The following is a 26,860-nucleotide window of genomic DNA, read 5'->3' on the forward strand; positions in this document are numbered from 1 at the left end:
CGGCAAGTGTGTCTACCGTGATCTCCCCCCGTCAGCCATGGATGAGTGGAGAACCGTGCGGTGCAACTCCTCCCCGCGGCCAGACAGCTCCCCGGGCCGCCGCACTCGCCTCCGGCGCCGCCCCCGGAACGGCCCGGACCGCTGTACCGGCCGCCGGCCGACGAACTCGTCCTGCTCGGCGCGCACGGGGGAGCCGGGGTGAGCACCGTGGTCGCCCTCCTGGAAAACCACAAGGTCTGGGACTTCGGCGCGCTGCCGCGCCAACATCTGCGCACCGGCCGCACCGTCATGGGCCTAGCCGGACGTCCCCTGATCCTGCTCGCCCGCGGCAACGTCCCCTCCGCCGCACTAGCCACGGCAGCGACCCGCACGCTCCTGCACTCGGGCTACCCGGTCACAGCACTGATCGTGGTCTCCGACGGCGCCGGGCCCGAACCCCCCGAAGCCACCGCCCGGTTCCGGCTCCTGGAACCCCACCTGGCCAGCGGGCTGCTGCGCATGCCGTTCATCCCGGCGCTGCGCCTGGTCGACCAGCCCGCCAAGGTCCACCTGCCCCGCGCGGCCGCGCGCTCCCTCACCGCCCTCCGCCAGCTCGCCCCCGCCCAACCCGCCCCGCAGCCCACCCCGCAGTCCGCCCCAACCCCCACCCCTCAGCAAGGACACCGGTGATGTCGGCACCCCTCCAATACCTGGTCGAGCACGCAGCGGTGCTCCACCTCCTTCCGCTCGCGCCGCGCCGCATCACCGCCGCACTGTGGGATCCCACCGCCCCGCCGCCCAACGGCGGCGGCGGGGGAGTCGACGTCCCCGACGCCCCTCCTGCGGCACCGCCCAACCTGCAGGCCCCCGTCGAGATGCTCATCGGCTGGGGCAAGTGGGGCGTACTGGTGTGCGGAATGGCCGGCCTGCTGATGTGCGCGGGCAAGATGACGATCGGACAACGCAACCGTGCCAACCTCGCCGCCGACGGCGCCTCGGGCATCCCCTGGGTCCTGGGCGGGCTCAGCCTGGCCAGCGTGGCCGCCGGCCTCATCACCATCGTCTACGGGACCACCTGATGGCTGCGCGGACCAGCTGGCTGAGCCGCCCGCGCCGACGACGGGCACTCATCGCGGCCGCGCTGGCCGCGGTCGTCCTCACCGTGGCGGCCATCGCCCACGTTCGCCTCCGTTCACCGGCCCGCCCACCGGCCCCGGCTCGAGTACATCCGCGCGTCATCGCCCCCACCACACCCGCGGGAATCCCGACGGTGCCGCTGGCGCCTCTGCAGTGGATCCGGTTCAACGGCCTGCTGCTGCCCACCTCGCCCACCGACGGCCCCTCCCGCCACGACGACGGACTCGCCGCCGGGTTCGCTCGCACCCCCACCGGAGCGCTGCTGGCAGCCCTGCACATCGCGATCAGAGCCAACGCCCAATGGGGGCCGCGGATCTACGAGCCCACCATCACCCGGCAGGTCGTCGGCGCCGACGCACGGCTCCTGCTAACCGGCGTCCGGGAATCCTACGAGCAGCGGCGCACCCAGACCGGCACAGCCGCCGGCGCACCCCTCGGCCCCGTCTACGCGGTCCAAGAGGGATTCCGCTGGCACCGCTACACCCCCGACCAAGCCGACCTGGACCTGCTGACCGCAGGACCCGGCACTTCACCGGGCAGCACCATCAGAGCCGCCACCAGCGTCAGCGTCCTGTGGCGCGGCAACGACTGGCGTCTGCTGGCCCCCGCCGCCGGGGACTGGGGCCGCGCGGCCGCCCCCGTGGCCACGACGCGCCAGTTCACCCTGTTCACCGCCCCAGGCGGCCCCACCCCCAGCGCAGGGAGTTGACCATGGCCGAGTGTGTCGCGCTCCTTTCACCGGTCTGCGCGGTCAAACGCACCGTGCCCAACCCGATCACCGGCACCGCCAACGCCGTCGGGAACGGCGCCCTGGAGGCCCTGGCGCACTCCATCCAAGAGGCGATCGGGTGGGTCATCACCGGGACCTTCACCTGGTGGGTGCAGGTCCCCTCACCCGACCTGCAAGACGAGGCGGCCGTCTACACCATTCAGGGATGGATGATGCCGATCGCCACCGCCGTCGCCGTCATGGCCGTCATCGTCGCCGGCGGGAAGATGGCGATCACCGGCAAGGCCAACTCACTCACCGACGTCGGGCAGGGCCTGGTCACCATCGCCGCGACCGGAGCGATCGGCGTCATCGTGCCCACCCTGCTCCTGCAGGCCGGAGACGCCTGGTCGTCATGGGTCATCAGCACCAGCGCCGACGGGGACTTCGTCAGGCGGCTCGTGGAGACCATCGCCATGGCCGGCGCGCCGGTCGGCCTGATCAACGTCCTGGGCGTCTTCGGGCTGCTCATGGCGATCGTTCAGGCCCTGCTGATGGTGTTCCGCCAAGCATCCATCATCGTCCTGGCCGGCATGCTGCCCCTGGCCTCCGCCGGAACCCTGGCCCCCAAGACCCGCGTGTGGTTCACCAAGATCACCGGCTGGGGACTGGCGTTCGTCTTCTACAAACCCGCGGCCGCCGCGATCTACGCGATCGCGATCACCATGGTCGGCAAGGGCAGCGACATCCGGACGATCTTCGTCGGGTACGCCATGATGGCGCTCAGCCTCATCGCCCTGCCGGTCCTGATGAAGCTCACCACGTGGGCCACCGGATCGGTCGCCCAGAGCTCCGGACAGGGCGGCCTGCTGTCGGCCGCGCTCGGCGGCGCGGTCGCCGTCGGCTCCTTCCGCGCCTCCTCCGGAGGCGCCGGCGGCATGTCCGCCTCCGACCAGGCCCGCCACATGCAGCGAAGACCTGATCAATCACCCTCCGCACCCCCCGCCCCAAGACCGTCTGGGCCGCCGGGCCGACAGGACGGCGACGACTCCCAGCCGCCTGTGACGCTCGCCGTCAAACCGACCACCCCGCCCTCATCCGGCCAGCCTCTGGCGCCGGGCGGTCACCAGTTCGGGGACAAGCTCACCGGCAAGGCCGGCAGCGCCACCATCCCCACCGGGGCCTCGCCCGGACCGGCGATGCCGCCCTCCGGGCCCATGGCCGCCGGCTCCTTCGGCGGCTCCTCAGCTGCGGCGGCCTTCGGCCCGGCGGGCCTGGCCGCGGGCGCCGCCGCGGGCGCTGTCCGCAAAGGCATGGACAGCGCCAAGAAGGGCGCCGACTCGATGACCGACGAGCCCGACGGAAGCGCATGATGTCCACAACCTCCCGCACCGAGCCCCGCACCTACGGAGGATGGCGGCGGCGCCGCGCCATCGGCCTGCTGGGCCTGGGCACCGGCGGCACTCTGGCCCTGATGGGCGCGCTCGTTCTGGTCATCGTCAGCGGCGCGGTGTCCCTGCACGCCCTGCTGGTCGCCGGGCCCTGCGCGCTGGTCGTGGGCGCTCTCACCGTGGTGCGCGTCCACGGGGTCCCGCTGGGCCAGCTGGCACTGCAGCACTCGCGCTGGTGGTACGCGGCCAAACGCGGCTACACCAAATACACCGCCGGAGTGGTGATCGATCATCCACGCGCCTTCCAGCTCCCCGGCGTGCTGGCCCCCACCACGCTACTGTCGGCCGAGGACGGCCTGGGCGGACGGTACGGGCTGGTCTGGGACCGCCGCACCGGGCTGCTCACCGCCACTTTGCGCGTCGTCCCCACCTCCACCTGGCTCGCCGAGCGGGCCGACACCGACCAGTGGGTCGCCAACTGGGGATCCTGGCTGGCCGGCCTCGGGCACATGCCCATGATCCGCTGGGTCACCGTCACCTGCGACACCGCCCCCGAACCCGGCTACACCCTCACCAACGCCGTCGCCTCCAGCCTGGCCCCCGACGCCCCGCCCCAGGCCCGCGACATCCTGCACCAGCTCGTCCTCACCGCCCCGAACGCCGCCGCCGACGTCGACACCCGCGTCTCGATCACCTTCGACCCCAGCGCCTCACCCGCCGCCCCCAAGGACCTGACCGCCGCGGCCGCCGAGGTCGGGCGCGCACTGCAAGGCCTGGAATCGGCCCTGGGGACCTGCGGCGTCACCGTCGTCGGCCGCGCCACCGCCGACGAGATCGCCGGATTCGTGCGCACCGCGTTCGATCCCCACGCCCGCGGCGAGATCAACCGCCTCCTGGAACGACACCGAGGCGGCCCCACCGGCAGCGACGCGGAAAGCGCAGACGGGATCGGCTACATGGACGCAGGCCCCGTCGGAGCCGAAGACCACTACGACCGCTACGTCCACGACGGCGGCGTCAGCGTCACCTGGGCCTGGCACGAGGCCCCCCGCTCCAACGTGCACGCCGACGTCCTGGCTCGCCTGGTCTCACCCGGCCTGTTCGCCAAGCGCGTCACCATGCAGTACCGGCCCCTGCCCGCCATGGAAGCCACCCGGGTCCTGGAATCGGAAGTCAACGCCGCCACCTTCCGCCGCCACTACCGCAACCGCACCGGCCGCGACGAAACCGCCCGCGACGCCCACGACCAGGCCCGCGCCCAGCAAGCCGCCGCCGAAGAAGCCATGGGCGCAGGCGTGGTCCTCCTCGCCCTGTACGTGACCACCACCGTTACCAGCGACGGCGACCTGCCCAGAGCGGTATCAGACACCGAAGCCTCTGCCGAGGCGTCCCGGATCCGCCTGCGCCGCATGTGGAACAGCCAAGCCGCCGCGTTCGCCGCGACCCTGCCCTGCGGTATCTGCCCCGCGGAGCTCGCGCGCCGCTGGCCGCACTGACCAGGAGCCACCATGCCGCGCCTCTACCTACCCAGCCGCCGCCCCCCGGCACCAGCCTCCACGAGGGGACCGGCAACGCGAGCCGACGTCGACACGCTCGCTCAGGCCGCCCCCCTCGCCCCCGCCTGGGGCTGGAAGACCCCCGGCGGCGGCCGCGCCGCGCACATCAGCGCCGCCCCGCAGTACCAGGCCACCACCACGCAGGCCTGCGGCCTGTTCCCCTTCGTCGCCGGCGCCGGCACCCCCGTCATCGGCACCCCCATAGGCCGCCACCAACTGTGGGGCGAAGTCGTCTGCCTGGACCCTCTGGCCTGGCTCCGTGCAGGCCTGATCACCAACCCCGGCACCTTCGTCCTCGGCCAGCCCGGCACCGGCAAGTCCACCCTCGTCAAACGCCTGGTCACCGGAGCAGTGGCCGCAGGCAGCAAAGCCATCATCCTCGGCGACACCAAACCCGACTACTCCATGCTCATCGAACACCTCGGCGGCCAGGTCATCCGAATCGGCCGCGGCATGGACAAGATCAACCCCCTCGACCTGGGCCCCCTGGGCACGGCCCTGCGCAAAATGAGCGGCCCGGCAGCCGAACGGATGCGCTGGGAAGTACGCTCCCGCCGCCTGTCCCTGATGATGGCGCTGGCCACCCTGGTCCGCACCGGCCCCATCAGCAACGCCGAAGAAGTCGTCCTGGGCCGCGCCATCGACCTCCTCGACGACCGCCTCGCCGGACACAGCGCGCCCACCATCGTCGACGTCCTCAAAGTCATCGAAGAAGGACCAGAAGACCTCCGCGCCGCCGCACGCGCCCACGATCCCGGCCACTACCAGCAACGCGTCAGCGACCTGGTCTTCACCCTCGACCTGCTCATCTCCGGATCACTGGCCGGCGTCTTCGACAGCCAGACCACCACACCGCTGGACCTCGACGCACCCGCGGTCAGCGTCGACATCTCCCGAGTCGGCGCCGCCGGCGACACCCTCCTCACCGCCGCGATGCTCGCGACCTGGGCCTACGGCTTCGGCATGGTCGACGCCGCCGCCGCACTGACAGAACTCGGCATCGCCCCCCGACGCACCTACATCGGAGTCATGGACGAACTATGGCGGGCGCTGCGCGGCGCGCCCGGCCTCGTCGAGTACGCCGACAGCCTCACCCGGCTCAACCGAGCCAAAGGCATGGCCTCGGTCATGATCACCCACTCCCTCGCCGACCTGGACGCACTGCCCACCGGGGAAGACCGGGCCAAGGCACGGGGCTTCATGGAACGTTCCGCCATCACCGTGCTGGCAGGCCTGCCGCCCCGCGAACTCGCCCGCGTCACCCAAGTCACCCCGCTGACCACCCCCGAGGCCGAAATGGTCGCCTCCTGGTCCGCTCCCGACTCCTGGCAACCCGGCGCCCGCCACCCCGGACGCGGCAAATACCTCATCAAAACCGGCGAACGCCTCGGCATCCCCGTCGAACTCTCCCTCGTCGGTCCCGAACGCCGCCTCTACGACACCGACCAAGCCATTCGGCACCGCAACACCGAGGTCGAGCAGTGACGAAAACACCTATCCGCGTGGGAACGCTCGTCTCCGACATGCATCCGATGCCGGTTCTAGATCCGCACCGGCTCCCCCACCGCGGCGAAGTCGTCGCGATCAACGAGTCACGCCAGCCTGCACAATACCTGGTCCAGTTTATCGGAGACACCACGCGCGTCTTCAGCGAAGAGCAACTCGAGCACGTACCTAAATCAAAATGGTACGGAGAGGCCACGCTGCAGCGAAACAGCGAACTGCGGTACATCGACACCGCGGCTCGGATCGCAAGATTCAAGCATGGCGGCCTACCGGTGCTAGACGAAGACCAACGTCACCACGATCGGGCCCTTGCGAAACTCGCATTCTCCTCAGATCTGCACTCGACGCTAGTCGAGATTAAGTTGAGAGAAAAGGTTGCCCGAGCGGTGACAGCCTGGGAGGCCGAAGCATTTCGCTCCCTTTTCCCCGTAGAAACTCCCCTGGGAGACGTCCCGAGTCCCGAGCAGCTCCAGGAACTGGTCGTACAGGTCCGTACGATCCAACATCAGCACCCTGGACGCATCTCAGGGCAAAGATACTTGGACACATTTCAGCCAATGGAAGTCAACTTGGCTCGATGGTACGGGATTCCTCGATCAAAGCTAAGAATCGCCGTCCTTCCGTTGATTGATGAGTACATCAACCGAGGGCTTCCTGACAGTCTCCCGCGCGATGAACCGGAATCACTAGGCGTGGACGACGAAAGCGAACCGACCTCGCCTGCAGCGAAAATTCAGCAAGATTTCCCGGAACTGCTGGTTCCTGGAACCACGTCTGGCCCACGCTCCCTTCCTTGGGCAGTCCAGCACGCCGGGACTCAAACCGCCCCCACGAAATCGATGTAATCCGACAATCTTACAAATAACTCAGCGCCCGCAAAGGCGGTAATCAGAAGGAACGCAAGAGACGACATCGTTTCGGTCAACAGAAGGAGAGATCTCTATGGCTCGGGCGCTTGGACCGCGCGTCGGCTTCACCACCGGTGGCGCGACCGGCGGGTGGGCCGTGCTGCTCGGCGTGTGGAGCGCCCTCCTCTGCTTCTTCATCGTCTGGCTCGGCGCGAAACTCGCCGCAACGATCACCGACGGTCGAGTCGTACACTTTCCCAATCCATTCCTGGCCAGGATCATCACCGGGAGTCATCGAGATGCCTGGCCGCAGACCTCAACGTGGCTCGTGGTGGTCTGCTCGGCGTTCGTTGCCACTCTCCTAGGGGCACCAGCAGCGTGGAGTTGGCACAGGTTCATTCTGTCCCGGCCCAGCGCAGACGACCCCGTTGCAGCACTCGCCGCCGGCGCACGTCTGGATTCGCTGAAGCCCCGCCAGGCGGCCCAACGCGCCCAGACCTTGCGCTCCTCCCTCAAGAACCAGGACCCCCGGCATCTGAGTTACGACGACGTCGGCCTAGTCCTGGGAGACCTCAAGCGCCCCAACGACAAGGTCGGGCCGGCCCTGTTCGCTTCCTGGGAAGACACGGTCGTGGCCTTCATGGCGCCCCGGAGCGGGAAGACGACTTCCCAGTCGATCCCTTTCGTCCTCAGCGCACCTGGCGCCGTCATCGCCACCAGCAACAAGGCCGACCTATGGGCCGCCACAGCCGAGCTTCGCGAGCAGACGACGGGCGAGCCGGTCTGGCTGTTCGATCCCCAGCACATCACCTACCAGCCGCAACGCTGGTGGTGGAACCCGCTCAGAGACCTGGACACCGTGGAGGATGCCTCTCGCCTAGCGGGGCACTTCGTCCTGACGGTGGATGACGGAAGCAAGAAGGACCTGTGGGGACCCGCCGCCCAGGACCTGCTCACCGCCCTGTTCCTGGCCGCCGCCTCCTCCGGGCGCTCGCTGGCCGATGTCGCGGTCTGGCTCGACCAGCCGGGCGTCCCCACCCCCGTCGAGATACTCCAGAAGGCAGGATTTCGCCTGATGGCATCCAGCCTTCTCGGAGCGCAGAACGGCGCCATCGAAACGCGTGACGGCATCTACCAGACCGCACGCACCGCGGCCAAGGCCCTCAGGGACGAGGAGATCCTCGGCTGGGTCACACCCCCCGGATACGACCAGGCCCTGGCCGAGTTCACCCCCGACACCTTCGTCACCACACGCCAAGGGCTGTTCCTCTGCTCGAAATCCAACAGCCCCGCAGCCCCGCTTATCGCCGCACTCACCGACTCCTGCATGCGCGCCGGCGAACGCCGAGCCGAGCGCATGGGCGGCCGCCTGGACCCGCCACTGGTGGTGATCTTGGACGAAGCCGCCAATATCTGCAAGATCGGCGACCTCCCGCCCCTGTACAGCCACCTGGGGTCGCGGGGGATCGTGCCCGTAACCATCCTGCAGTCCTACGAACAAGGCATCACCGTCTGGGGTGAGCAGGGCATGGCCGCGCTCTGGGGCGCGGCCACACGAAAGATCATCGGCGCTGGCGTCGACTCGCCGAGACTGGCGCGCGACATCAGCACCCTGGTCGGCCAGCACGACGTCGCCCTCCGCTCGGTCACCTACGGGCAGGGCCAGGCCAGCGAGCAGATCTCGCTGAGCCGGCGCGAGATCCTCGACCCGGCCGCCATCCGCTCGCTTCCACCCGGAACGGGCCTCCTGCTGGCCACGGGCAGCAAGCCTGCGCTGATGCAGCTGCGCCCCTGGTATCTCGGCCCACGAGCACAGGAGATCACTTCCTGCATCCGCCGCGCCGAGGCGGCGATCACCGCCGAAGCGCAGGCCCGGTTCCGCGACCGGACGACCCGGCAAAGCCTGCTGAAGCCCACCCCTTCCAGCGGCCGGGGGACCGATGGGACCTAAGCGGAGGGATGGGCGCTGCAGATGACGACCCCGCAGCCTTCCAGCCAGGGCCCAAGCAGCGCTCAACAGCCACTGCGGCCTGTGTTCGACAACGTTGAGGAATGGGTGCTTGAACGGTTCTGCCCAGTCTTCACGCGGACCCTCGGCGGAGAATACCGATGGTGCGGAAAATGGTGGCTCCATCCTGAGGCCGTGTCCCGCCTCACAGCACTATGGCGCGCCTGGGAGACCCTGCGCCTTGAACCGGCGCTGGGAATCGCCGAGTGGTACCAGCACGTCGACCACCACCTACCAATCCTGATGGGGCCCCGCGGCCCCTTCTATCAATGCACAGAACAAGAGCACATTGAACCCCACGTCGCTCAGTGCATTCCGGCACCAGCAGGCTACTGGGATGTCTTCAAACGCGACCAAGAAGACGAAAGCGACTCCGATCACGCGCGTGACCGAAGGTAGGCGACACCTCCATGACAGTTCACCATCTGCACGGATCGCATGATCCCGCCGCCGCCATCCGGATGATGCTCGGACCATTCGGAGAACTGCCTCCCGAGTTCAATTCGGCGCGCTGGGCCAGCATCAAGCCCGATGCCGATCACCTTCTCCTGGAAGAACTTCGCCTCTCACGCCTCAGCCCTGCAGAACTCGACCGCCAAGGTGTCCAACTTCTTCTATCGGTGAAAACCGCTGTACCGGAAGACGTGCTTGCCCGCGAGCAGATAGCCGCTCACGCAGTAGCCCTGCGGGCACGGTGGACTACGAGCGGATTTCGGTCTCCCCGCTCCAGTTACGTGGCGGGGGTGCGTGAAGGCCTGGACCTGACCAGCCTGATGCCACAGCGCGGGATAAAGACTCTGGACGAATTCATCCGGCGAACCATCGCCGGTTTCAGCACCGACAAGCTTCGGGGCTGCGCCGACTGTGTGGAGATCAGGGCGGAAATGTATCTCGATGGGCGCGACCCAGGCCCGCCGCCCATCACACCAGGGACCTCGGCCATCAGTACGACTGCGTTCCCTTACACCCCACTTCTCCGGGCCCTGCGCGACGAATCCGCCCGTCGCGGCACCACAGGGCAGCCGAGCCGCGGGCAGGCGCAGGCGGACTTTCCCAGCCCTGTGATCGTTGCCACCGACCCGGCACTCGTCCCTTCACGCCGCATTCCCACAGAAAACAATTCAGGAACCAGAAGGCGCAGATAACTCACGTCAGAAAAGGCCGATCTCGTCTCAGCTCAATGAAAGTGACTTGCAAATATGGACACACCGGACCTTCCTCCACACGATCTGCCGCATCCCGGAGAGGCGGTTCACAACATCCTGAGGGCCTACGCGCACGGACCTTACGGTTACGACAAATCACACTGGGACTCCTGCCTTGTCGTTCCGACGATCCTGTATCCCTTCGACCTCGATTCCACCAGCACCTTCACCGGGTCGACCGCGTTGTTCGACGCAGAAGGGCTAAGACTGGTACACGACATAACCCACATGTACTCCGACCCAAATCGCCAATTCAGTCAGGAACGGGACTGGCTCGCGACGAGAGCCGTGGCCCTCCAAGAGGTCTGGGATGCCAACAAGTACTACGGCCCCAGCACCGATTACCTGCAGGGACTGAACGAAGGCACAGACCTCTGGGCAGCAACATTCCAACTGGCGCCGAACCTTCCGGAACTCCGCCGGGCGAGCCGAGGCTTCAACGACGACACTCTTCGCGGATGCTTCGACGCCTTCAACGCATCAGCCGAGGATCTTTTTCTCCATTCCGACGCCTCGGCTCGACTCGTTCAGAGCGTACAGGCGCAGGTCAGGGTGACCGCTGCAGCCCTCCGACAAGAACGCCAGAACCGCATCGAGCGTGGCGAGGACAACGAATCGCGAGCGGCCACCGACTTTCCCAGACCGGTGATTGCCCCCTCCCCAGGCCGCCCGGCGAGGCAACCGGGTCCAGACCCTCGCCCCATGAGCCCCTTCACCAACCCCGACAGGGGACCGAGACGTCCACGATGAAACCGCCCTTCGTCTCAGCCGAGTCCGCTCTGGCCTCCCTGGCGCGCATCGTCGATGAGTTCGCCGCGCATCCCGATCGACTGGTCCGGCCAGAGTGGGCTGGACGACGCCCTGGCCCGCGAATGCTTACGCGCTGGCAGGGCCGACTGAATCTGCTCTCCGTTCCCGAGCTGTGCCTTGAGGGCATCGAAGTGGCCTTCTGGGTGACCGAGCTCGGGCCTTTGATGCTCGGCCCCGACCATGCCGCCTGTTGCAGATCCGACCCCGGCACCGCAGCCGTTTTCGAGGACGTGGTTATCCGGCTCCTCACTCGAGCGGTGGCAACCGACCTGGCGTTGCGGGCCAGCCGCGAGCCCACCGCCGATCAGGGAGGGCACGCCTCCACCGACCCCTAAAGCGAAGGAGAGCTCCCGTGAGACTACTTCCTCATCGAAGACGTGCAGCACCTGGAAAGAAGCGGCCCAGTCCGGCGCATCCCTCCAGGAGCACGTCCCCAAGCCGAGTGCCTGTTCCGTACCGCGTGGGGGATACCGTCAGCCGCCCCTTCCACCACCACGGCGGCCAGCCATCCAATCCAGTCGAACCTGTATGCGGGTATGTAATCGCCATCGTGGGGCGCAGCGAAGGCGCCCCCGAGTGCGTGGTTCGCTTTCCTGGTGAGAATGAGCGTTTTCCGGCTGCGGCTCTCCAGCGCGTCCCTTTTGAGCCAGTCAATGTCGGCGGCATTTACTTCGATCATCCCGCAGACATAGAAAGACGGCTTGTCGGGCACAGCAGCAGGCTGGCAATGCTCGATCGGGGCGGGCTCCTTGAGCAACCGACCAGTTATACCAGCAGACTCCGGTCCGAGGCACTCCAACTGCAGACGCTTCTGGCACGGTGGTCTCGTTCCTCTGTCGATGCAATCCAGAAGTGGGCGGAAAATGCTGGTGGCGAAATCGCGATAAAGCATGAGACGACTGAACTCATGAACTGGTCACTGAACGTCGTGGGCGGCCAAGAGATGATCACGCCGTTCCAAGCGCAGAATTATCTGCGTAAGGCCATCGCCAACACTGGTCAGGAGCCCGGCACGGCTGAGCACCCCCTCCGGGAAGCTCCTGAGCACATGAAACTAGTCACAGCGCTGTGCAGGCTGTACGGAGTCGACTCCGCAACATTGTTCGATCTGCTCAGAGCCACAACCGAAATTAAGCAGCCAAGCACTCGCCAGGCTCTGCCCGCTGCCCTAGCCGCGCAGGACTTTCCCAGCCCGGGTCACCGGATCCCCACGGCGTTCCACGGCCAGTACAACAGAAACCGCAGTGGCGCGGCGGCTCAGCTCATTACTGGTCATGGACCCACTATAGCCGCCGTACGGCAGCGCTAATGGACGGGGTAAGGAAACGAGCATCGGAACTCGCCAGAGCGCTGAAAGGATTGGTCGAGCATCCTGCCCGCATGAAGTACGACGCCCGCGCCGTGGAGCCAAACACCATCCGCCCATCTTGGCCCGAGCGCAGCACTCGAAGCTTCCCGATCGGCTCGCCCATCGAACTTCTAGAGGGATCCGATTTTGCTCCCCGTGGTCCTCACAGGTTCGAGGTCGAGGACGTGATGCACAGCGACCCTAATTTGGAAAACACCTGGTACTCTGTTCGGCTCACGGGAGACGCTTTTCCAGCCGCGATACCTGCCCGCCTACTCCAATCAGCCCCGCCTTTCCCGCCATTCCCCTACCGTGGGCATCTTGCCCGCCCGTTGACGCTCCGGAACGCACGCGAGGCGGAAGCGGTCGCGATCGGCCTCGCTACTCGCATCCAAACCAGGCAATACACGAACTTTTCGCTGCCTGATGTCTCCAGTGATCAGGAGGACTTCCTCCAGATTGCTATGTCGCTGGCGTCGTGGGCGATGATCTACCCCGGCCTTTTGGTGCGCCGTCTTAACGCTATGGCGGCCCGCTTGTCCGCCGAGCAGTTTGGGTTCGTAATCGGCGGCGACGTCCAACTCGAGGATCGGCAAGGGCAGATGCCCCGACACGCAGTGGTCACAGCTGTGCACACCGACGACGGCCCGGCCGTGTGCGAGGTACGCAATGGTGACGCCGGCACAACGCAACGGTTCGCCATCACCGGGTTGGGCCCGCCCTGGCCCTTCCCGCCGGTCGTCGTGCACGCAGCGACATATCGCTCTCGTTGGGAAGCCGAGCACGCCCTGATCGAGGTGGCGGCCGTGCTGGAGGCCCAGTGCCCTCTTGACCAGCTACCCGAGCATCTCTCGCATGATGCCGAACTATCCCTCCGGCTCGATCTGGACAAGCTGAGCGCCCATCTGGCTCGCTGGTTCGCCGCCGGAAACGACCTGACCGGCGCTCAGATCCTCCAGGAGATGGAGCCGAAGATCTGGGAGCGGGCCGAGCAACTGCGGCAGAGCCCGTCGGTCGGCACCGGCCAATCGCCCCCTGGCCCCGTCGGCGTCCTCGACTTCCCCCAATCGCTGCAACCGGCCCGCCTCATTCACCACGCCGCCAGCCGCGACCGCGCCTCCTCATCCCACGCTGGGCCGTCAAGCGAGCCCCGTGGCCAGCCTCTGCCGAGGCGTGAACCGTCCAGCTCCACGCGGAACCCTGCAGAGCCCAATCGCTCCCAACCCTCGACGAGGAGATAGCCACCGTGACCAGCGACGTCAGCTCCGGAACCGCTGTTCGGCGGGTTCTGGACGCCTACCAAGCCCGGCCCCACGGATTCAAGCACTTCGAAGCAGAGTTGGACGCCGCCGACGTGAGCGACGCCGACCTGTGGCGCTACATCGGCGAGCTAGCACTTGCGAACCCACCCGATATCGATCGGGCCGCGCTGCTCCTGGCCGAGGCGGTGCAGGACAACATGACCTCCTACACCGCCTTCCGCACCGACCGTCTCCTCGAACGCACCGATCTGGCCGCGCTCGGCCAGGTGATCCACGCCGTCATGCAAGCCAACCAGTATCCCGGGCCTGACCCCGACTACCGCGATGGCTGGTCAAGCGCTGTGACGGACCTGGTGCCGTACGGCCTACCACCAGAGGTCAGCCAATACACACCCGGCCACATACCTTCACCCTCCGCCCGGCCAACGACCGCCGGAAGCGATCCATCGATCGCGAGGCGAGCAGGTCAAGGCAGGCGGCTCGAACGACGTCGAGGACGGAGCACCCCCAGCGAAGCCCGGCGGCGGGGTTTCCTGGACAAGATGCTCTACACAGCGGAGGTCCTGGCCACAGAGCACGAAACCGATCCACACCACATGCAGCTTGGACGCCCTGCTCTGGCGGTGCTCAGCTCGCACCTGTCCCTCGGCCACAGGGGGACCGGGACCGGTGACCTGGATCTGTGGGGGATCCAGGCGCGCAGCGCGACTGTTCTGGGCCGCTATGGCCGGCTCGACATCGGCGTCTTGGGCCAAAGCGCGCCCTCTGGCCAAGCCGCGGTCGGCGCTGCCGTCCATCTGGGGAATCGTGCTGGGGACGGCGAGGTCGGCACTGTGATCGCCTCTCTCAGGCCGGATAGCTCCATCTACTGGGTCAAGGTGCCAGGATGGCCCCCGACACTCGGCTCGGTGCATACGGCCATGGCGTTCCCGCGTCTCGAGCTGGGGAGTGGTGGGGTTTCCTGCGCGTTGGAAGCCGAACGCCGCCTTGTCGAGACCGCAGCTCTCGCACAGATGCAGCGGACGGTACATGGTGCAGTCCGTCCGGAGACCCAAGAAGAACTTCACGATCTCACCCTCCACCTAGCGCACTGGTGCGGCCGCGATCCCGCCGAGCTCTATCACAGCCTGGCAGTCAAAATCGAACACCGCTGTGACCGACTTCTGCGTTTGATTGAAGCCGAGCCGCGGCTCGCTCAGCCTGGGGGTCTCAGGCCTGCGCGATCCGCACCGCCCATGCACCGCCCGGCGTCCGCGGTCGACGTCGATGACCGGTTCAAAGTCGACCAGAGACATAGCGCAGCAGCGCGGGACTCGCTGGAGCCCATCGCCGGCGACTTCCCTGACACCTTCCTTCCCTGTCTCTCAACGGGCTCGCTCTCATGCAGGCCCGTCCCTCCGCCGAACCAAGTCGGGCAGCGGAGGTCACAGAACCTCTGAAGAACGTCACGCGGCACCGTGGTCCGCGCTTGGTCCGCGCGGGCTATCACCAGCCCATGCCACTCCGGTCACCTCCGGCCGACGTGACCGGAGTCCTCGCTCGTTCCAGCAGGAGTTAGAGGAACTGCCGATGTATCTCATGGATGACCACCTCGATCCCGCAGCTGCGCTTGGCCGCCTCGCCAGACGTTACGAACGACAGCCGTGGGGTCACCACAGTCATGCAGACCAATGGAGGTCCAGTGAGGTCGATTTTTCCGAGATCGCCCTCACCATCGCCGCGGTGCGCGGTTGCCAGACCGACCTGCTCAACCGCATGGCGACCCAACTCCTTGATGTCATCGCGACCTACGACCGAACCGGTGAGGCCCCTGAAGATGCAGAGGCCTTTCTCTCCAAGGCATCCGGCCGGCTCGTCGCTCTGGATGCCATTTTCGACAAGATCGGGTATGCCGGCCCATCTGAGGCATACAAGGGGGGAGTCAAGATAGCGGAGCTGTACGCCTCCTCGGCCCCTCTTTCGCACACGGCGGACCAGATTCGCGCTTTTGACAGTGACGCCTTGCGAGGGTTCGCGGACCTGATGGTCCCTAGGGCCGAAAGGGCCACGGCCGCGCCCTCGGACAAGGACATCGCGCGCGGAGGTACTTATAGAGATCTAGTGTTGCAAGTAATGTCATTGATGCATGAGGAGGCTTTCAATCGTTTCATCGAGCACGATGACATGCTTGTCTTTTCCACAGCAGGCGCGTTTAGGTCCCTTGGGGCGTCCGTCCTCCCGGGTTGGGAGGGCGTCCCCACCGGCCAGGGTGTGGCACTCGCCCATGACGGCGGAGTGCGGGCCGGCACCGTCATCGGGCCTTACACTTATCCCAGCATGATAGTGAAGATCCCGGGAACGCTAGCATGTCAACAGATCCCGCAGTCGCCATCAGTCTCGGTTCCATTCGCTCCTTTCACCCTGCACGGTTCTAGAGTAACCGACCCTTTGCTAGCCGAAAGTCGGCTCGTTGATCTACTCGCCTTCTCGCGCGCATGCGAGGTAGTCGGGCGGCAGACAAGGGGGGCAGATGCACGTGCTACCGGAATGCTCATTCGACGCTTGGCACAGTGGTCAGGCACGGGAGCGGGCACCCTTGCGCGATCTTTGGAATTTCCCGCCGCCCAGGCCAGCGAGCAGATCCTGCGGGTCATCTCTGATGGCCCTCCCAACTATGACCTAGACCGCCATCTCTTCCCCCAGGCATTCGTGCCCTCATATTCGAGGGACTCCACTGCGGCTCAGCGAACCGCCGCAGCGGACTTCAGCACTGGGCACCCTCAACACCGTGGCGGCGCCGCCCCACCACGTCGCACCGCCCCGCCTCGCTCTGGCCCTAGGCCGGGTCCGCGGCGTCGGCCGCCTGACTGACTCCCGGCGTCGGCTGGCTGCAGGGAGGGTAAAGGCGAGCGCATACCGCGCCAGCGGGGCATGGGCAGATCAACCATCACCCTCAAGCCACGCCGCGTTCGCCACGCGGTCTCCTCATGGCGGGACCGGTGACCGGTGCGGGACCGCGTCGCCCGTACCTGCGCACGTGCCGGACCGCGTGGAGCGCGGTGTGTGGGAAGTCGGCTGCGACCGTTCGTGCGGGACTGAGGAGTGGGATGGCTCGACCGCTTGCGGCCCGCGCAGCGGCCCGGGTCCTGGTGGTAGGGGAGGTATCGGACGGATCGGCGGCGTGGGCGGCAGTGGCGTTGGGCCAGCGGGGTGGCGACTTCTGCTCTGCGCTCTGGCGTGCCAGGATGCGGTCGATCGTTTCGTCTGCCAGGTCGGTGTTGCGGCGCAGAGCCGCTCGCAGTTCTGCGGCCTCGAAGGGCGAGGGGTCTGCTGCCGTGGCGACCTGCTGCATACGGTGGACCATGGTGGCGCCATGCTGTTCGGCGACGAGGTCGAGGATCATTTCCCGGGTCGGTCCGTCCTGGGTCCACGCCCAGGCCAAAGCGTCGGCCTCGGCGACGCCGGCCACCGGATCAGGGCGGATGCCCGGCGAATGGTCGAATAGGGGAGCTGCGCCGGCCATGGCGTCGGCGGGGTGGAGCCCAGCCTCGCACAGGAGGTCGTAGTGCCCCATCCCCGTCGGGTGAAGTTCGCGCAGGCGGCCCTCGCACAGCTCGGTCAGCGCATGAGCCTCGGCGCTGTCGTCCACGAACGGCACCGTCTGGCTCCAGACGCGCAGCGCTTCACCGAGGTCGAACCGCGCAGGCCGCTTCCCGATGACGGCGGCGCTCCACGCCTGACGGTTGGTTTCGATGGTCGCGTCCAGCCGCGCTCGATGGGCATCCTGGCGGTGCGGGTCGCGCTCAGCTGCGACGGCGCGGCGCTCGCGCACCTGTTGCGCTACCGTGCGCTGAGCGCTCGCCAGGAGAGGGGGGAGTGCGGGGCGGGACAGCGGGGCGGAGGCGTTCGGAACGCTGGGGTGGTGGTTCATCGTTGGTCTCCTCCGTGGTGCGGGCTGTCATCGTCGACGGGGGGGATGGGGCGGTGGCTCCAGCGGTCGAGGGCGGTGGGCAGGAGTAGTCGGTGGCAGGTCATCCCGGGGTGGTGCGGGCATCTGGGTGAGTGAAGGGAAGTCGTCTTCCGCCAGGTCGGCGGCTGGTGGTGATCTGCGGGGCAGAGTCCAGGAAGGCCGCGAGTCGGCGGACGGGGGCACAGGTGCAGGCAACGGAGCGACTTCCCGATCGAAGAACTCGAGGAGCGGTTCCCCGAGTTCGAACAGATGCGCGATCTGGCTTCGCGCACTTCGGATCGCCGACGGATCGATGATCCGGCGCGCACCGCACGGCGTCCAGTCGGCTTCGTACTGCACGTCGTAGAGGACGCGGTCTCCGATGATCACCAGCTCGGGGAGCTGGCCGGCGCGTTCGAGATGCGCGACGTGCTCGGCTTGGAGTGCGCGTACCTCGAAGCCCTCCTCGGCAAGGATTCGGAGTGCGTTCAGTTCCCATTGCAGATAGGGGGACAGCGAGGCCTCGACGATGCGGATCCGCCGGATCGTCACCCTCTGGTCGGTGTTGCGGCGGACCTGTGCCCGGACGAGATCACGCTCTGCTTCAAGGAGGGTGAGCGAATGGTGCCATCGCCCAGCCATGAGGGCGCGCCAGCTCGGATCGTTCACCTCGCGGAAGGTCTGAGAGCGTTCGAGCTTCCAGACGACTCCGCTCAGATGGCTGAGATGGTGCGCGAAGTCCTGATGGTAGGCGCTGTGGTCAAGTGTCTCTGCCGGGATGCGACGGACGTGGTCGATCATCCTGAAGCACCGCGTTTCCTGAAGTCGCGCTGGAGTTGAGTTCGGTCGGGGCTCGGGCTAGCGGAGGCGGTCGTGGGCACCTTCTGGGAGAACCAGCATCGCCGCCGAGTCGCCTGATGGGCGACGACAGCGTCACCGGCTGTCTCAAAACGTCTCAAACAGACTTTAGCCGCTTCAAAGCGTGCAAAACAGCCTATGAGGTCGTACTCTTCTGGAGTGGGCCGATGCTGAGGGGCATCCCTCCCCAGGCACCTCAGCGCTCCTGGGTGCCCGGCTCTACGCGGGGCCGGGGTTCCATGGGGGAAGTGGCGCCAAGGAGTTCGTCTGCCCACAGCCCCGGGGGGTGCTGGACGTTCGGCTCTGGTGCACGTGGCGTTGAGCGCCTCCCGGGATCCGTCGGCACGGCGGTCGTTCCGCGGCCCCCCTCCCGGTCGGCCGGCGCTGTCATCGTTGTCATTCCAAGGGCTGAATGGACGGCATCCGGAAGAAGACGGCGAATACGGGGGTACCTTCTCCTACGTAGGCACCGCATACGTTCATCGCCATAAACTCGTCGGCGTCTTCCTCAGTCATTCCCTCAGCGATCAGAACTTCTGTACAGCGCGCATAGTCGTACAGGGCGACCTGGCGGTGCAGATTACCCGCGAACCACCCCTCCGCAACGCCTACAATCGCTGAGTCAAACCCATCAGCGAGCAGGATCTCCCCTTCGTATTCTCGGTCAAGATGGGCCCGGATCAGCTCTGCCCTGACCTCATCCATATACTTGCGCCTCCAATTTCAATCGGGTTCGCTAGTACTTGCGCTCCAAGGATCGCAAGCAGAGCTATTCGTTTATTGCCGTCCTAGCCGCGAGATACGCGATTGACAGCGAGACCTAGTGCATGTCACGGCACTCCGCGTGATCGCCGAAGGCTTAATTCGCGTTACTGCAGCACGTGCCTCGAATTGGGTCTTCATCGCAGGAGGTCACCATGCAATCACCGTCGCAATACCTCCCGTTCCACTCTTTAGTCGCGCCAGTGGTGCGCTGGATTATCGCCCTTTCTAACAATGGCCGCCAGGTAGGCGTCATCAGGGGGTGCCATCTGGCCGGGCATGTATCCGATAATCGGAGCCGTCCACGAGGTCACACGTCTTGAGCTAAGGGATACGCTGAGGATCAGCGCGGCGAGCCAACCGACTCCGGTTGCCCCTCCGAGCAGATTGCACACTAGAACAAGAGCCCACTTATCCACTTGCCGGATAAGAGCGACGACGGTGGGGAGGATGTAGAACACAACCACGACCAGCATGAGTGAGGTCCAGAAGGCCAGTGTGACGGTCACTTCCATCCTTGCGCTCCTATCGGGGGGGCATTCTGAAAGAGTCTCCCGCCGGCCCGGAAAAGCGTCTGCTGGGGTCTGCTGATCTAGGGCTCTTTCTTCGCTTCACATTATACCTGCCCGGATGCTCTAGAGCGTATGCAGCATCGTGAGGGAAGTCTGATCGAATTCGCCGGAGAGGGTGGACGTTGCCTGACCCATCTGCGTGCGCGCTCTCCCCGTTCCGATCAATGAGGGTCTCGATTGCCTCGGGTGACAGATTGGTGCGAAGGGCGAGAGCGGTGCGCAGGCCTGCTGGGTCCAATCGTTGATCCCTGAGTATACGTTCGGCGATTCTTTGCCCGCGCCGTTCGACTAGAAGATGCCTTATTGTTTCCGCAGTGGGGCCCGACTGTTGCAGTGCCCACTGCATCGAATTTGTCTGCGCTCCTGCTACGGCGGCACGTCGCGGTGCCGGGTAACCGGTATGGACATTGGCGTTCCTCGCGAAGAACGGTACGGTGCGAACCATTGCGTCGGCCCGGTGCAGGCCTTCGCTTCTGAAGCGGTCATAGAACTGCATCGCATGCGGATGGATTCGGCGAAGCCGCTGTTCGCATTTTAGGACGACTTCGTGAGCGAGTGGGCTATCGTCGGCTACAGGCATGGCATCACCCCATATCTCTGCTACTTGGAGTAGGCCTGCGTTCGCCAACCAAGTTTTGTCCAGCGCTGGCGCCCATCGTTCTCGTCGTTCCCTGATTGCAGCCTTTCTGAGCGCTTGCTCCTTTCTGCGGAGATTTCGCTCGGCTATCGCCGCGATCCTTCGACGTTCCCGGATAGAGTGGACGGCCATCTGGCCGGCGGCGGCAGCCAAAGACAGCATGTGTGTAACCTGCTGCACGCTAAGATGCCGGGCATCGTCCAAAGGGCTCTCGTACTGTTCCATCTCGCCTCCGGTAGGTAGCTCTCGGCGGCTCACCTGCTGCGCCGTCTGGCGTTGGCTCTCGTGCCGAACCTTGCGCCCCTTGCCGCCCTGCTCGGGGACGTGTTCCGCCCTAGCGAGCTGCCACTGAGCTCTAGGTTTATCAGCTCGCGGCGCACCGAGCTAGGAAGCTTCTCTTCAGCGTCACTGGGCAGGCCTTGGGGAGCCATGCGGTTCACCATCACTGCGAGGCGGGCAGCCGCTCGCCGCGCGGCCGCGGCTTGAACCGGTCGGTGCTGTTGTTGTCGTAGTTCCCCCACAGCTTCGACGAGCTTCGACACGCACGCAAGGAAATTGGCCCAGGACGCCGGCCGCTCATCCGACGCTTCCACCGTTGCCAATGTGCGAGCGGTCGTCCGTATCCCGTTGCCTAGGGGCGTCGACCGGGGCATCCGACGGTAGGGCTCGCGGACGGCACGGTCGAACATGTGCGCTACCCGGCGGCACTCGGCGCTGCTCAGAATCTGTGCGGTCATGTGGAGCAGGTCGGCGGCTGCCCAGGGAACGTCGGAGATCGCGCTGCTCCCAATGGCCGCTTCCGCTGCTACAGCCTCGGCAGCGGCCGAGGCAACAGCGGCAGCGTCGTCAAGGAGAAGCCGCTGCCGGTTGAACCTCACGGGCGAACCCGCCCCTGGCTGAATACTGCCTGCTGTTGCCCAGCGGCGCCGCAGACTTGGCAGTGCCAGGTCGCTGGCTAGGGACCCACCACTGTAGAAAATTGGTCCGCCGGCATCACGATGGTTCTCCATCCCGACTGCATAGCCTGTCACTTCCCCGGGGCGCTTGGCACTGCAGCGCTTTCTTACGACTATGCGCCCCAGATCGGCTGAGGTGAATTCTTCCAGTCTCGTGAAGAAGTCATTCTCGCTGGCGGTCGCGGCGGCTGCCTCCGAGACCGCGCGTTTGATGGCGACCCTGGGCACCTCCTGCCACCCATGCCGTTTAGTCTTCTCTACCTCTACTCGGGTCGGTCGAGGAACTGCCGTGCCATCGGCGGCTCCTGCCTGTTGAAGGCCATAGATCTTCTCGATCTCACGGCGGGCCCGCTGCATTCTGTACCAACTGTTATTTAGGTCAAAAGTCCTCCCGTCTTGGCGAGCTAGAGTGGCGACGATATGAACGTGGTCGGGGGCGTGTCTAACGGCGAGCCAGCGCACACCCTGATCCTCCTCCCCGTACGGAGCGAGGCCACAGGCTTGCATGACGCGCGCCGCGATGTCTCCCCAGTCGTCGTCGGACAGTATCCGGTCACCGGGAGCGTTCCGCACAACGGTGTGCCAAACAGGCAAATCTGGTGCATAAGGTTCTTGCGCGTCCACGGGTTGGCGCATGAGCCCTGTCAGGTGCCGGAAGTCACGCCGAGAGTCCAGGAGCGGCGGTTCTAGTTCGACAGGGTGACGGAAACCTGCCACCAAGTGAGGATTGGTGTGCGTATCGGCTCGGCCTGGGCCATAAAGGTAATACAAGAGGCCCTCGATGTGGTCCCCGCGGGATAGTTCTCGCAGGATGGTCACGGGATTCTTCGCCGGATCGTCTCTGCGGTCTCATCGACCCTTCGTACGATCCGCATGCACTCCTCGGCGGCGGCGCTGACGGTCGCCTGCTGGCCCACCGTCCGCTCTGGGTTCGAGGTTGCCTCGCGGAGTACCAATCCTGCGCGCCGTACGAGGCCTGCGAGGTTCATTAGCAATTGCAATTCTAGTCGAAGGGCGGCCGGCACTGAGTTGGTATGCCGAGCGGCGCTGAGAACGGCTTCCAGAGCAAACGCGGTCGGTGCTTGTCCGCGAGCCCGCGCTGTCGCGCTTACTTCGGCCTTCTCGGTGGAGCTGAGTGTGAGGTTGATTCGCTCTCGAGGCACCGGCGGGTTCCCCTTGGCTTGTCTGGTGCCCTGCCTTCGTGGACGCTGACGAAGGCGCGCTCGTGGTACGCCACCGTGCGGTGGCCCTGCTGTCATCGGCGTTGCCCGTCCTGTTGCCCCCACCCTGGCCGCGCCCGGCCCCACCGTCCTAGGTTGCGCCTCAAACCCCCGGTTGGTCCAGGGAAGTGGTTACCACTTCTACATCTTGCTACCCGCAACTTGTGCTCGTTCGTGGTCGGGTAGGAGTCAGCTGTATCGGCGTTGAGGCCCCACCTGAGGCTGGTGCGTTCACCGCCTTCGCAGGGCCGCCCGTGACGGCGCTCGCCCCCGCCGCCTACGCCGGCCGCCGCCACGTTGGGTGGGACGGTCGCCAGGTTCGTGCGAGGCTGTTGCTCAGACCTGCTGACGCCGGGCGTTGCTTGATGCCGTTGTAAGTTGACGGCTCGGGGCGGATCTGATCGATTATGAGCGGTGAAACTGGCCGGCTGGTACCGGTGATGCAATGCCCTTGTTTGCGAGAGGAACTAGTCCTCAGGGTGCGTGTAACTGTCGTAAGCGTGGTGGGCGATGCCGAGTAGATCCATCGGGCTGATGCGAGACATATGGCGGGCTTCGTCCAGCAGTGATCCGATGATAGCCCCGGCCAGCCGGGCATAAGCGAATTCGTGTTCTGAATCCGCCGGAGGGTCTGCCGCGAAAGTCCCGTCTGTTTCCTCAACTTGATCTATGCCACTGGTCTCGATTCTGGTAAATGGGGTGTGGGCGACATGTTCAACGACAGCCCGGGTGAGGACAGCTGGAGTCGTGCTGGTGACCGCAGCGAAGTCCAGTAGGGCTCCGATGACGGCGGCTGGGCCGGCGTCGAAATCTGGGGCATATGCGGCGATGGCGCGTTCGGCACGGATGATTCGTTCGGTGAGATCTGAGGCGCTCATGCTTGATTATCCTTCCGGATGCTTGGGGCGCAAAACTGGAGGGCAGGCGTGATTTCCTTCTCAGGGTTGCTTTCTGTCTTCGAGATACACCTCCGGGGCAGGTCCGACAGGGTCAAGAGCCGGGCGAAGCCCGGTCGCGTAGCGACGCCCGAAGGGCGCTCTTGACGCTGTCGGACCTGCCCCGGGACCGGCCGGAGGCCGGGCCCGGCGTGAGCCGGGCTGCCGGGGCCGCGTCAGCGGCGCCCGTCGAGGCCGGTACCGGGCCGTTCAGGCCCGGTACCGGCCAAAGGCCGGGAAGGAGGCACGGCCGTAGGCCGTCCCGTTGCGGGTGGGAGTGCGGGGGTTGAGGGCCGCCGGTAAGGCCGGGCTCGATGCCCGGTCTTACCGTTCCCGCCTGACCGAGGGGCGGCCGCCGAGGTGGCGGCCGCCGTCGGGTGTGGTCAGGCTCGGCTGTCGGCGTAGATCGCGCTGACGAGTACTGTCTGGTCTACCTCGGTGGGTGCGGTGGGCTTGGGGGCGGTGCTGGTGGCCGGGCGGCGCGTCCCCTTGCAGGAGGGGCAGTAACCGGCCTTGGTGAGGTCGCGGCGCTGGAAGGGCTGCGCGCATTTTTTGCACGCGGTCTCGTCGGTCGGTTGGGGCTTGGCGGTGTTGCGGGCCTGCTGGGCCTTCTGGGCCTGGTTCAAGGTTTCGGCCTGCTTGCCGCGCGTGCTCTGGTCGGCGCGGTAGTCCTTCGACGTCTGTCGCTTCCCGCCCTTGACAGCGGGCGGGGTTGCGCTCTTCTCGGTGGGCTCGGCGCCTTGTTCGCGCTCGGTGCGCATCTTCTGTCGTGACTGGTTGGCGGCGTCCTTGGCCTGTTCGCGCGGGCTGGAGGGACGGTCGGCCTTGCGCGAGATCATTGCGATGGTGTCGGAGTTCCCGACCATGACGGCGCGCGCCTCGCCGTCGCTGCCGATGAATGCTTGGATCTCGATTGCGCTGAGTGTTGCGAGGATCCGGTCACCCTTGGCAAGGTGGGAAGCCTGGTTCAGACGGTACTCTCCGCGAACCCTGATCTTATAGGTGTTCACGCCGGTCTTGACCCATCCGGCACCCTTGGCGTATCCGGTGTCCTCCTTTACCGTAATGAGTCCGTAGGTCTTTCCGCTGTTGGGGGATTCCTTTAGTTCCATTGCGGCAATGAAGCCTTCGATGGTCGCGCTGGTTCCCATTGCACTTCCTTCGCTGTGGTTCTGCCGGTCAGGGGAGAGGGTTTCCGGTTCCCTCTGCGCCCCTTTGCCTTACAAGATGATCGTATCGGTTTTTGCCTGTCAATTGCAAGGCTTTAGGGGAACCGATTGCGAGTATACAGTGATTGTAGCCCCTTTCCCTGCTGACGCTTTTTGTAAGAACCTACATTGATCTCCAGGTTGCATTTACGCAACTTCAGTAATTTGAGACATTAAAAGGCGAAAGACGCAAGAGATTAGATATTAATGGTGAGCTGACCTTAGTTTCCGACGATCAGCCTGCGCGTTGAGTTAGGTTAACGGAGACCATCAGGGGGGCGCGCGGTTGGCGCGAGCTGAGCAGGCGCACAGTCCGCGGTGCCCATCCGCGCGAACGGTCTGTATCTGTGACAGACAATGGCGCGCGGATGGGCACCGCGGGGCCAGGGGGTCTGGGGGGCGGGAGCCCCCCAGATGTGAGCTCGGTCAGCCGACGTCACGTGGGGGTTTGGGGGCCGGGCCCCCAAAGCGTGACAGGCGCGGCTTTGCCGCGGCCATGCTCTAACCTAAAGTTGAGCGCAAACTTCATTTGGTGCCGTCCCGCACCTCGTGCGGCCGAAGGCCGCCTGGGCGGACGATGCGGCCAAAGGCCGCTCCGATCTCGGGCCGCCGTCGGCGTCCCGGGGGAGGCGGAGGGGAGGGCCGCAAGGGGGCTGCCTCGACGCCCCGGGTTACCCCCCAAAAAGACTCGGTCGGAAGTCGTTTCCTGCGGCACGCGAGAACCTTGGGTCTGTTCGGTATTGCCGGGTAATCGTTTAGATGCTCGTGAGGCATGGTGATGCCATTGCGGTGGGGGGTGCTCCCCGCTGGCTTGGGTGGGGTCGGATATTCACCACGCCGGAACTGGCAATGCAGGAGATCTGTCCGTTCCGCCTGCCCTCGAGAAGCTTGCTCGGAGGAGGTGATCGACCCTTATGCCGTACAACCAGCTCTTACACGTGCCTGTCGATGCAGCAGCGGGGGTGCTGGTGGGTCTAGCATGAGGGGTGTTCCTGGCTGACAACGGAGCTTCGCTGATCCGTGCCGGGGCCGGGGACATGTGGCCGGTGGGCGTTTCCGGCCGCCTCTTTCGAGAGGCGGTGCCTGCCGGCCATGCGCGTTGGTATGCCTCGGGGACCCGTTGCATTGCTATGCCGTAGGGCGCTCTGGCGGCCCGGGCCGTGAGCGCCGCTCTGACGGACCACCGCAGCTCTGATCGGGTCGGCGCCTCCGGGCGATTCTTGGAGGCGCCGCACCCGACGTGTGACAGGCGGCGGGGCGGTCACGCCCAGCCCGCCGGCACGCAGCGAATGTGGATGCGGGCGCGGCTCGTGACGACTCCGCGGCCCAGACTCAGGTCAGCCCTTCTTGCCGATCCCCGACAGGGTCCTGCGCTCCTGGGCGATGGCGGCATCGGACTCGGTGTCGGTTTCGGTGTTCTGGTCGGGGCGGCCGGGGAGGTGGATGCGGTCGACGATGAACCTCACCGACGCCTTGCCTTCCCGGTCTTCGCCGGAACGGGTCTTGTAGGGCTTGCCGTCGGTGGCGAAGATCTGGACGACGCGCATGTGGATCAGTTCGTTCGGGCGCAGCCCGCCCAGTTCGCGGACCTGGTCGGTTGCCTCCTTGGTCAGGTTGACGAACGCTTTCAGGGTCCAGGCCGTGCGTCCGTCGTCGCCGTCGACATAGGGCGGCTGGTCGACATTCACGATGGCCCAGCCGACCTTGTAGGGCCGGTTGAAGGCGTCCCGCTCGGCGCCGGCGTTGGCGACGGCGCCGGTGAAGATGATCGGCATGCGGCTCGGGGCGCCCAGCGGCTCGTTCGTGGTGCTCACTTTTCCTCCAGGGGGCATGCTCCCCTTCTAGTGGTCGTCGCAACACCCTTGCTGAGGGGTCGCGATGGACTTCGAGATTCGGAAGGACCGGAGGCCGCAGGGCCGAAAGAAGCTGGCCCGGGAGCGGGTTGCATACTTCCAGCTCATGGATCAGGGCTACAGCAGCGGGGAAGCCTGCCGGATCGTCGGCATCGACCGCCGGACCGGCAAG

General features: G+C 66.0%; 22 protein-coding genes. 15 read left to right on the top strand and 7 right to left on the bottom strand.

Features of this window, described 5'->3' with window-relative positions; translation table 11 throughout:
• Positions 1 to 60 precede the first annotated feature (60 nt).
• The 15 genes from AB0C84_RS40380 to AB0C84_RS40450 all read left to right on the top strand — a co-directional run bounded on the left by AB0C84_RS40380 (position 61) and on the right by AB0C84_RS40450 (position 15,198).
• Entirely contained in the window at positions 61 to 669 is a 609-nt protein-coding gene (locus AB0C84_RS40380) for a hypothetical protein (protein WP_361076686.1), read from the top strand.
• A complete protein-coding gene (locus AB0C84_RS40385) occupies positions 669 to 1,058 on the top strand; it encodes a hypothetical protein (RefSeq protein WP_361076689.1) in 390 nt (129 codons plus the stop codon). The genes AB0C84_RS40380 and AB0C84_RS40385 overlap by 1 nt, the downstream gene beginning before the upstream one ends.
• Entirely contained in the window at positions 1,058 to 1,825 is a 768-nt protein-coding gene (locus AB0C84_RS40390) for a hypothetical protein (RefSeq protein WP_361076692.1), read from the top strand. Before AB0C84_RS40385 ends, AB0C84_RS40390 begins: the two co-directional genes overlap by 1 nt.
• Before the next feature lie 2 nt (positions 1,826 to 1,827).
• Complete coding sequence (locus tag AB0C84_RS40395; protein ID WP_361076695.1) at positions 1,828 to 3,198, top strand: hypothetical protein; 1,371 nt, start codon at positions 1,828 to 1,830, stop codon at positions 3,196 to 3,198.
• Positions 3,195 to 4,712: an SCO6880 family protein gene (locus AB0C84_RS40400; RefSeq protein WP_361076698.1), complete on the top strand. Its 1,518-nt coding sequence runs from the start codon at positions 3,195 to 3,197 to the stop codon at positions 4,710 to 4,712. Before AB0C84_RS40395 ends, AB0C84_RS40400 begins: the two co-directional genes overlap by 4 nt.
• A 12-nt stretch (positions 4,713 to 4,724) precedes the next feature.
• Entirely contained in the window at positions 4,725 to 6,257 is a 1,533-nt protein-coding gene (locus AB0C84_RS40405; RefSeq protein WP_361076701.1) for a hypothetical protein, read from the top strand.
• Positions 6,254 to 7,123 (top strand): hypothetical protein, encoded by an 870-nt coding sequence (locus AB0C84_RS40410; RefSeq protein ID WP_361076705.1) that lies wholly within the window; start codon positions 6,254 to 6,256, stop codon positions 7,121 to 7,123. Before AB0C84_RS40405 ends, AB0C84_RS40410 begins: the two co-directional genes overlap by 4 nt.
• A 97-nt stretch (positions 7,124 to 7,220) precedes the next feature.
• A complete protein-coding gene (locus tag AB0C84_RS40415) occupies positions 7,221 to 9,077 on the top strand; it encodes a TraM recognition domain-containing protein (RefSeq protein WP_361076708.1) in 1,857 nt (618 codons plus the stop codon).
• 21 nt (positions 9,078 to 9,098) lie between these two features.
• Entirely contained in the window at positions 9,099 to 9,533 is a 435-nt protein-coding gene (locus AB0C84_RS40420; protein WP_361076711.1) for a DUF4913 domain-containing protein, read from the top strand.
• Positions 9,534 to 9,544: 11 nt separating this feature from the next.
• Positions 9,545 to 10,279, top strand: a complete 735-nt coding sequence (locus AB0C84_RS40425) for a hypothetical protein (protein WP_361076714.1) — start codon at positions 9,545 to 9,547, stop codon at positions 10,277 to 10,279.
• A gap of 54 nt (positions 10,280 to 10,333) precedes the next feature.
• The gene (locus AB0C84_RS40430) at positions 10,334 to 11,089 is read left to right on the top strand and encodes a hypothetical protein (protein ID WP_361076717.1); all 756 of its coding nucleotides are present in this window, start codon (positions 10,334 to 10,336) and stop codon (positions 11,087 to 11,089) included.
• Complete coding sequence (locus AB0C84_RS40435; RefSeq protein WP_361076720.1) at positions 11,086 to 11,484, top strand: hypothetical protein; 399 nt, start codon at positions 11,086 to 11,088, stop codon at positions 11,482 to 11,484. Before AB0C84_RS40430 ends, AB0C84_RS40435 begins: the two co-directional genes overlap by 4 nt.
• A gap of 215 nt (positions 11,485 to 11,699) precedes the next feature.
• The gene (locus AB0C84_RS40440) at positions 11,700 to 12,458 is read left to right on the top strand and encodes a hypothetical protein (RefSeq protein ID WP_361076723.1); all 759 of its coding nucleotides are present in this window, start codon (positions 11,700 to 11,702) and stop codon (positions 12,456 to 12,458) included.
• A 71-nt stretch (positions 12,459 to 12,529) separates the two neighbouring features.
• The gene (locus AB0C84_RS40445; RefSeq protein WP_361076726.1) at positions 12,530 to 13,738 is read left to right on the top strand and encodes a hypothetical protein; all 1,209 of its coding nucleotides are present in this window, start codon (positions 12,530 to 12,532) and stop codon (positions 13,736 to 13,738) included.
• A gap of 5 nt (positions 13,739 to 13,743) precedes the next feature.
• Entirely contained in the window at positions 13,744 to 15,198 is a 1,455-nt protein-coding gene (locus AB0C84_RS40450) for a hypothetical protein (protein ID WP_361076728.1), read from the top strand.
• 1,493 nt (positions 15,199 to 16,691) lie between these two features.
• Here AB0C84_RS40450 and AB0C84_RS40455 read toward each other — a convergent pair.
• The 7 genes from AB0C84_RS40455 to AB0C84_RS40485 form a co-directional block, all read right to left on the bottom strand.
• Positions 16,692 to 17,669 carry a hypothetical protein gene (locus tag AB0C84_RS40455; RefSeq protein ID WP_361076731.1) on the bottom strand — a complete coding sequence of 326 codons (978 nt, stop codon included), beginning with the start codon at positions 17,667 to 17,669 and terminating at the stop codon, positions 16,692 to 16,694.
• Positions 17,670 to 17,696: 27 nt separating this feature from the next.
• On the bottom strand, positions 17,697 to 18,488 hold the full coding sequence (locus AB0C84_RS40460) for a DUF6879 family protein (protein ID WP_361076734.1): 792 nt from the start codon (positions 18,486 to 18,488) through the stop codon (positions 17,697 to 17,699).
• A 453-nt stretch (positions 18,489 to 18,941) separates the two neighbouring features.
• Complete coding sequence (locus tag AB0C84_RS40465) at positions 18,942 to 19,250, bottom strand: hypothetical protein (protein ID WP_361076737.1); 309 nt, start codon at positions 19,248 to 19,250, stop codon at positions 18,942 to 18,944.
• Between the two features lie 248 nt (positions 19,251 to 19,498).
• Complete coding sequence (locus tag AB0C84_RS40470; RefSeq protein WP_361076740.1) at positions 19,499 to 19,822, bottom strand: superinfection immunity protein; 324 nt, start codon at positions 19,820 to 19,822, stop codon at positions 19,499 to 19,501.
• A 3,337-nt stretch (positions 19,823 to 23,159) separates the two neighbouring features.
• Positions 23,160 to 23,570, bottom strand: a complete 411-nt coding sequence (locus AB0C84_RS40475) for a hypothetical protein (RefSeq protein ID WP_361076743.1) — start codon at positions 23,568 to 23,570, stop codon at positions 23,160 to 23,162.
• 440 nt (positions 23,571 to 24,010) lie between these two features.
• Entirely contained in the window at positions 24,011 to 24,778 is a 768-nt protein-coding gene (locus tag AB0C84_RS40480) for a hypothetical protein (protein WP_361076746.1), read from the bottom strand.
• A 1,394-nt stretch (positions 24,779 to 26,172) separates the two neighbouring features.
• A complete protein-coding gene (locus AB0C84_RS40485) occupies positions 26,173 to 26,649 on the bottom strand; it encodes a hypothetical protein (protein WP_361076749.1) in 477 nt (158 codons plus the stop codon).
• Positions 26,650 to 26,860 lie beyond the last annotated feature (211 nt).

It is taken from the genome of Actinomadura sp. NPDC048955, assembly GCF_040649435.1.
GTDB lineage: Bacteria > Actinomycetota > Actinomycetes > Streptosporangiales > Streptosporangiaceae > Spirillospora > Spirillospora luteofluorescens.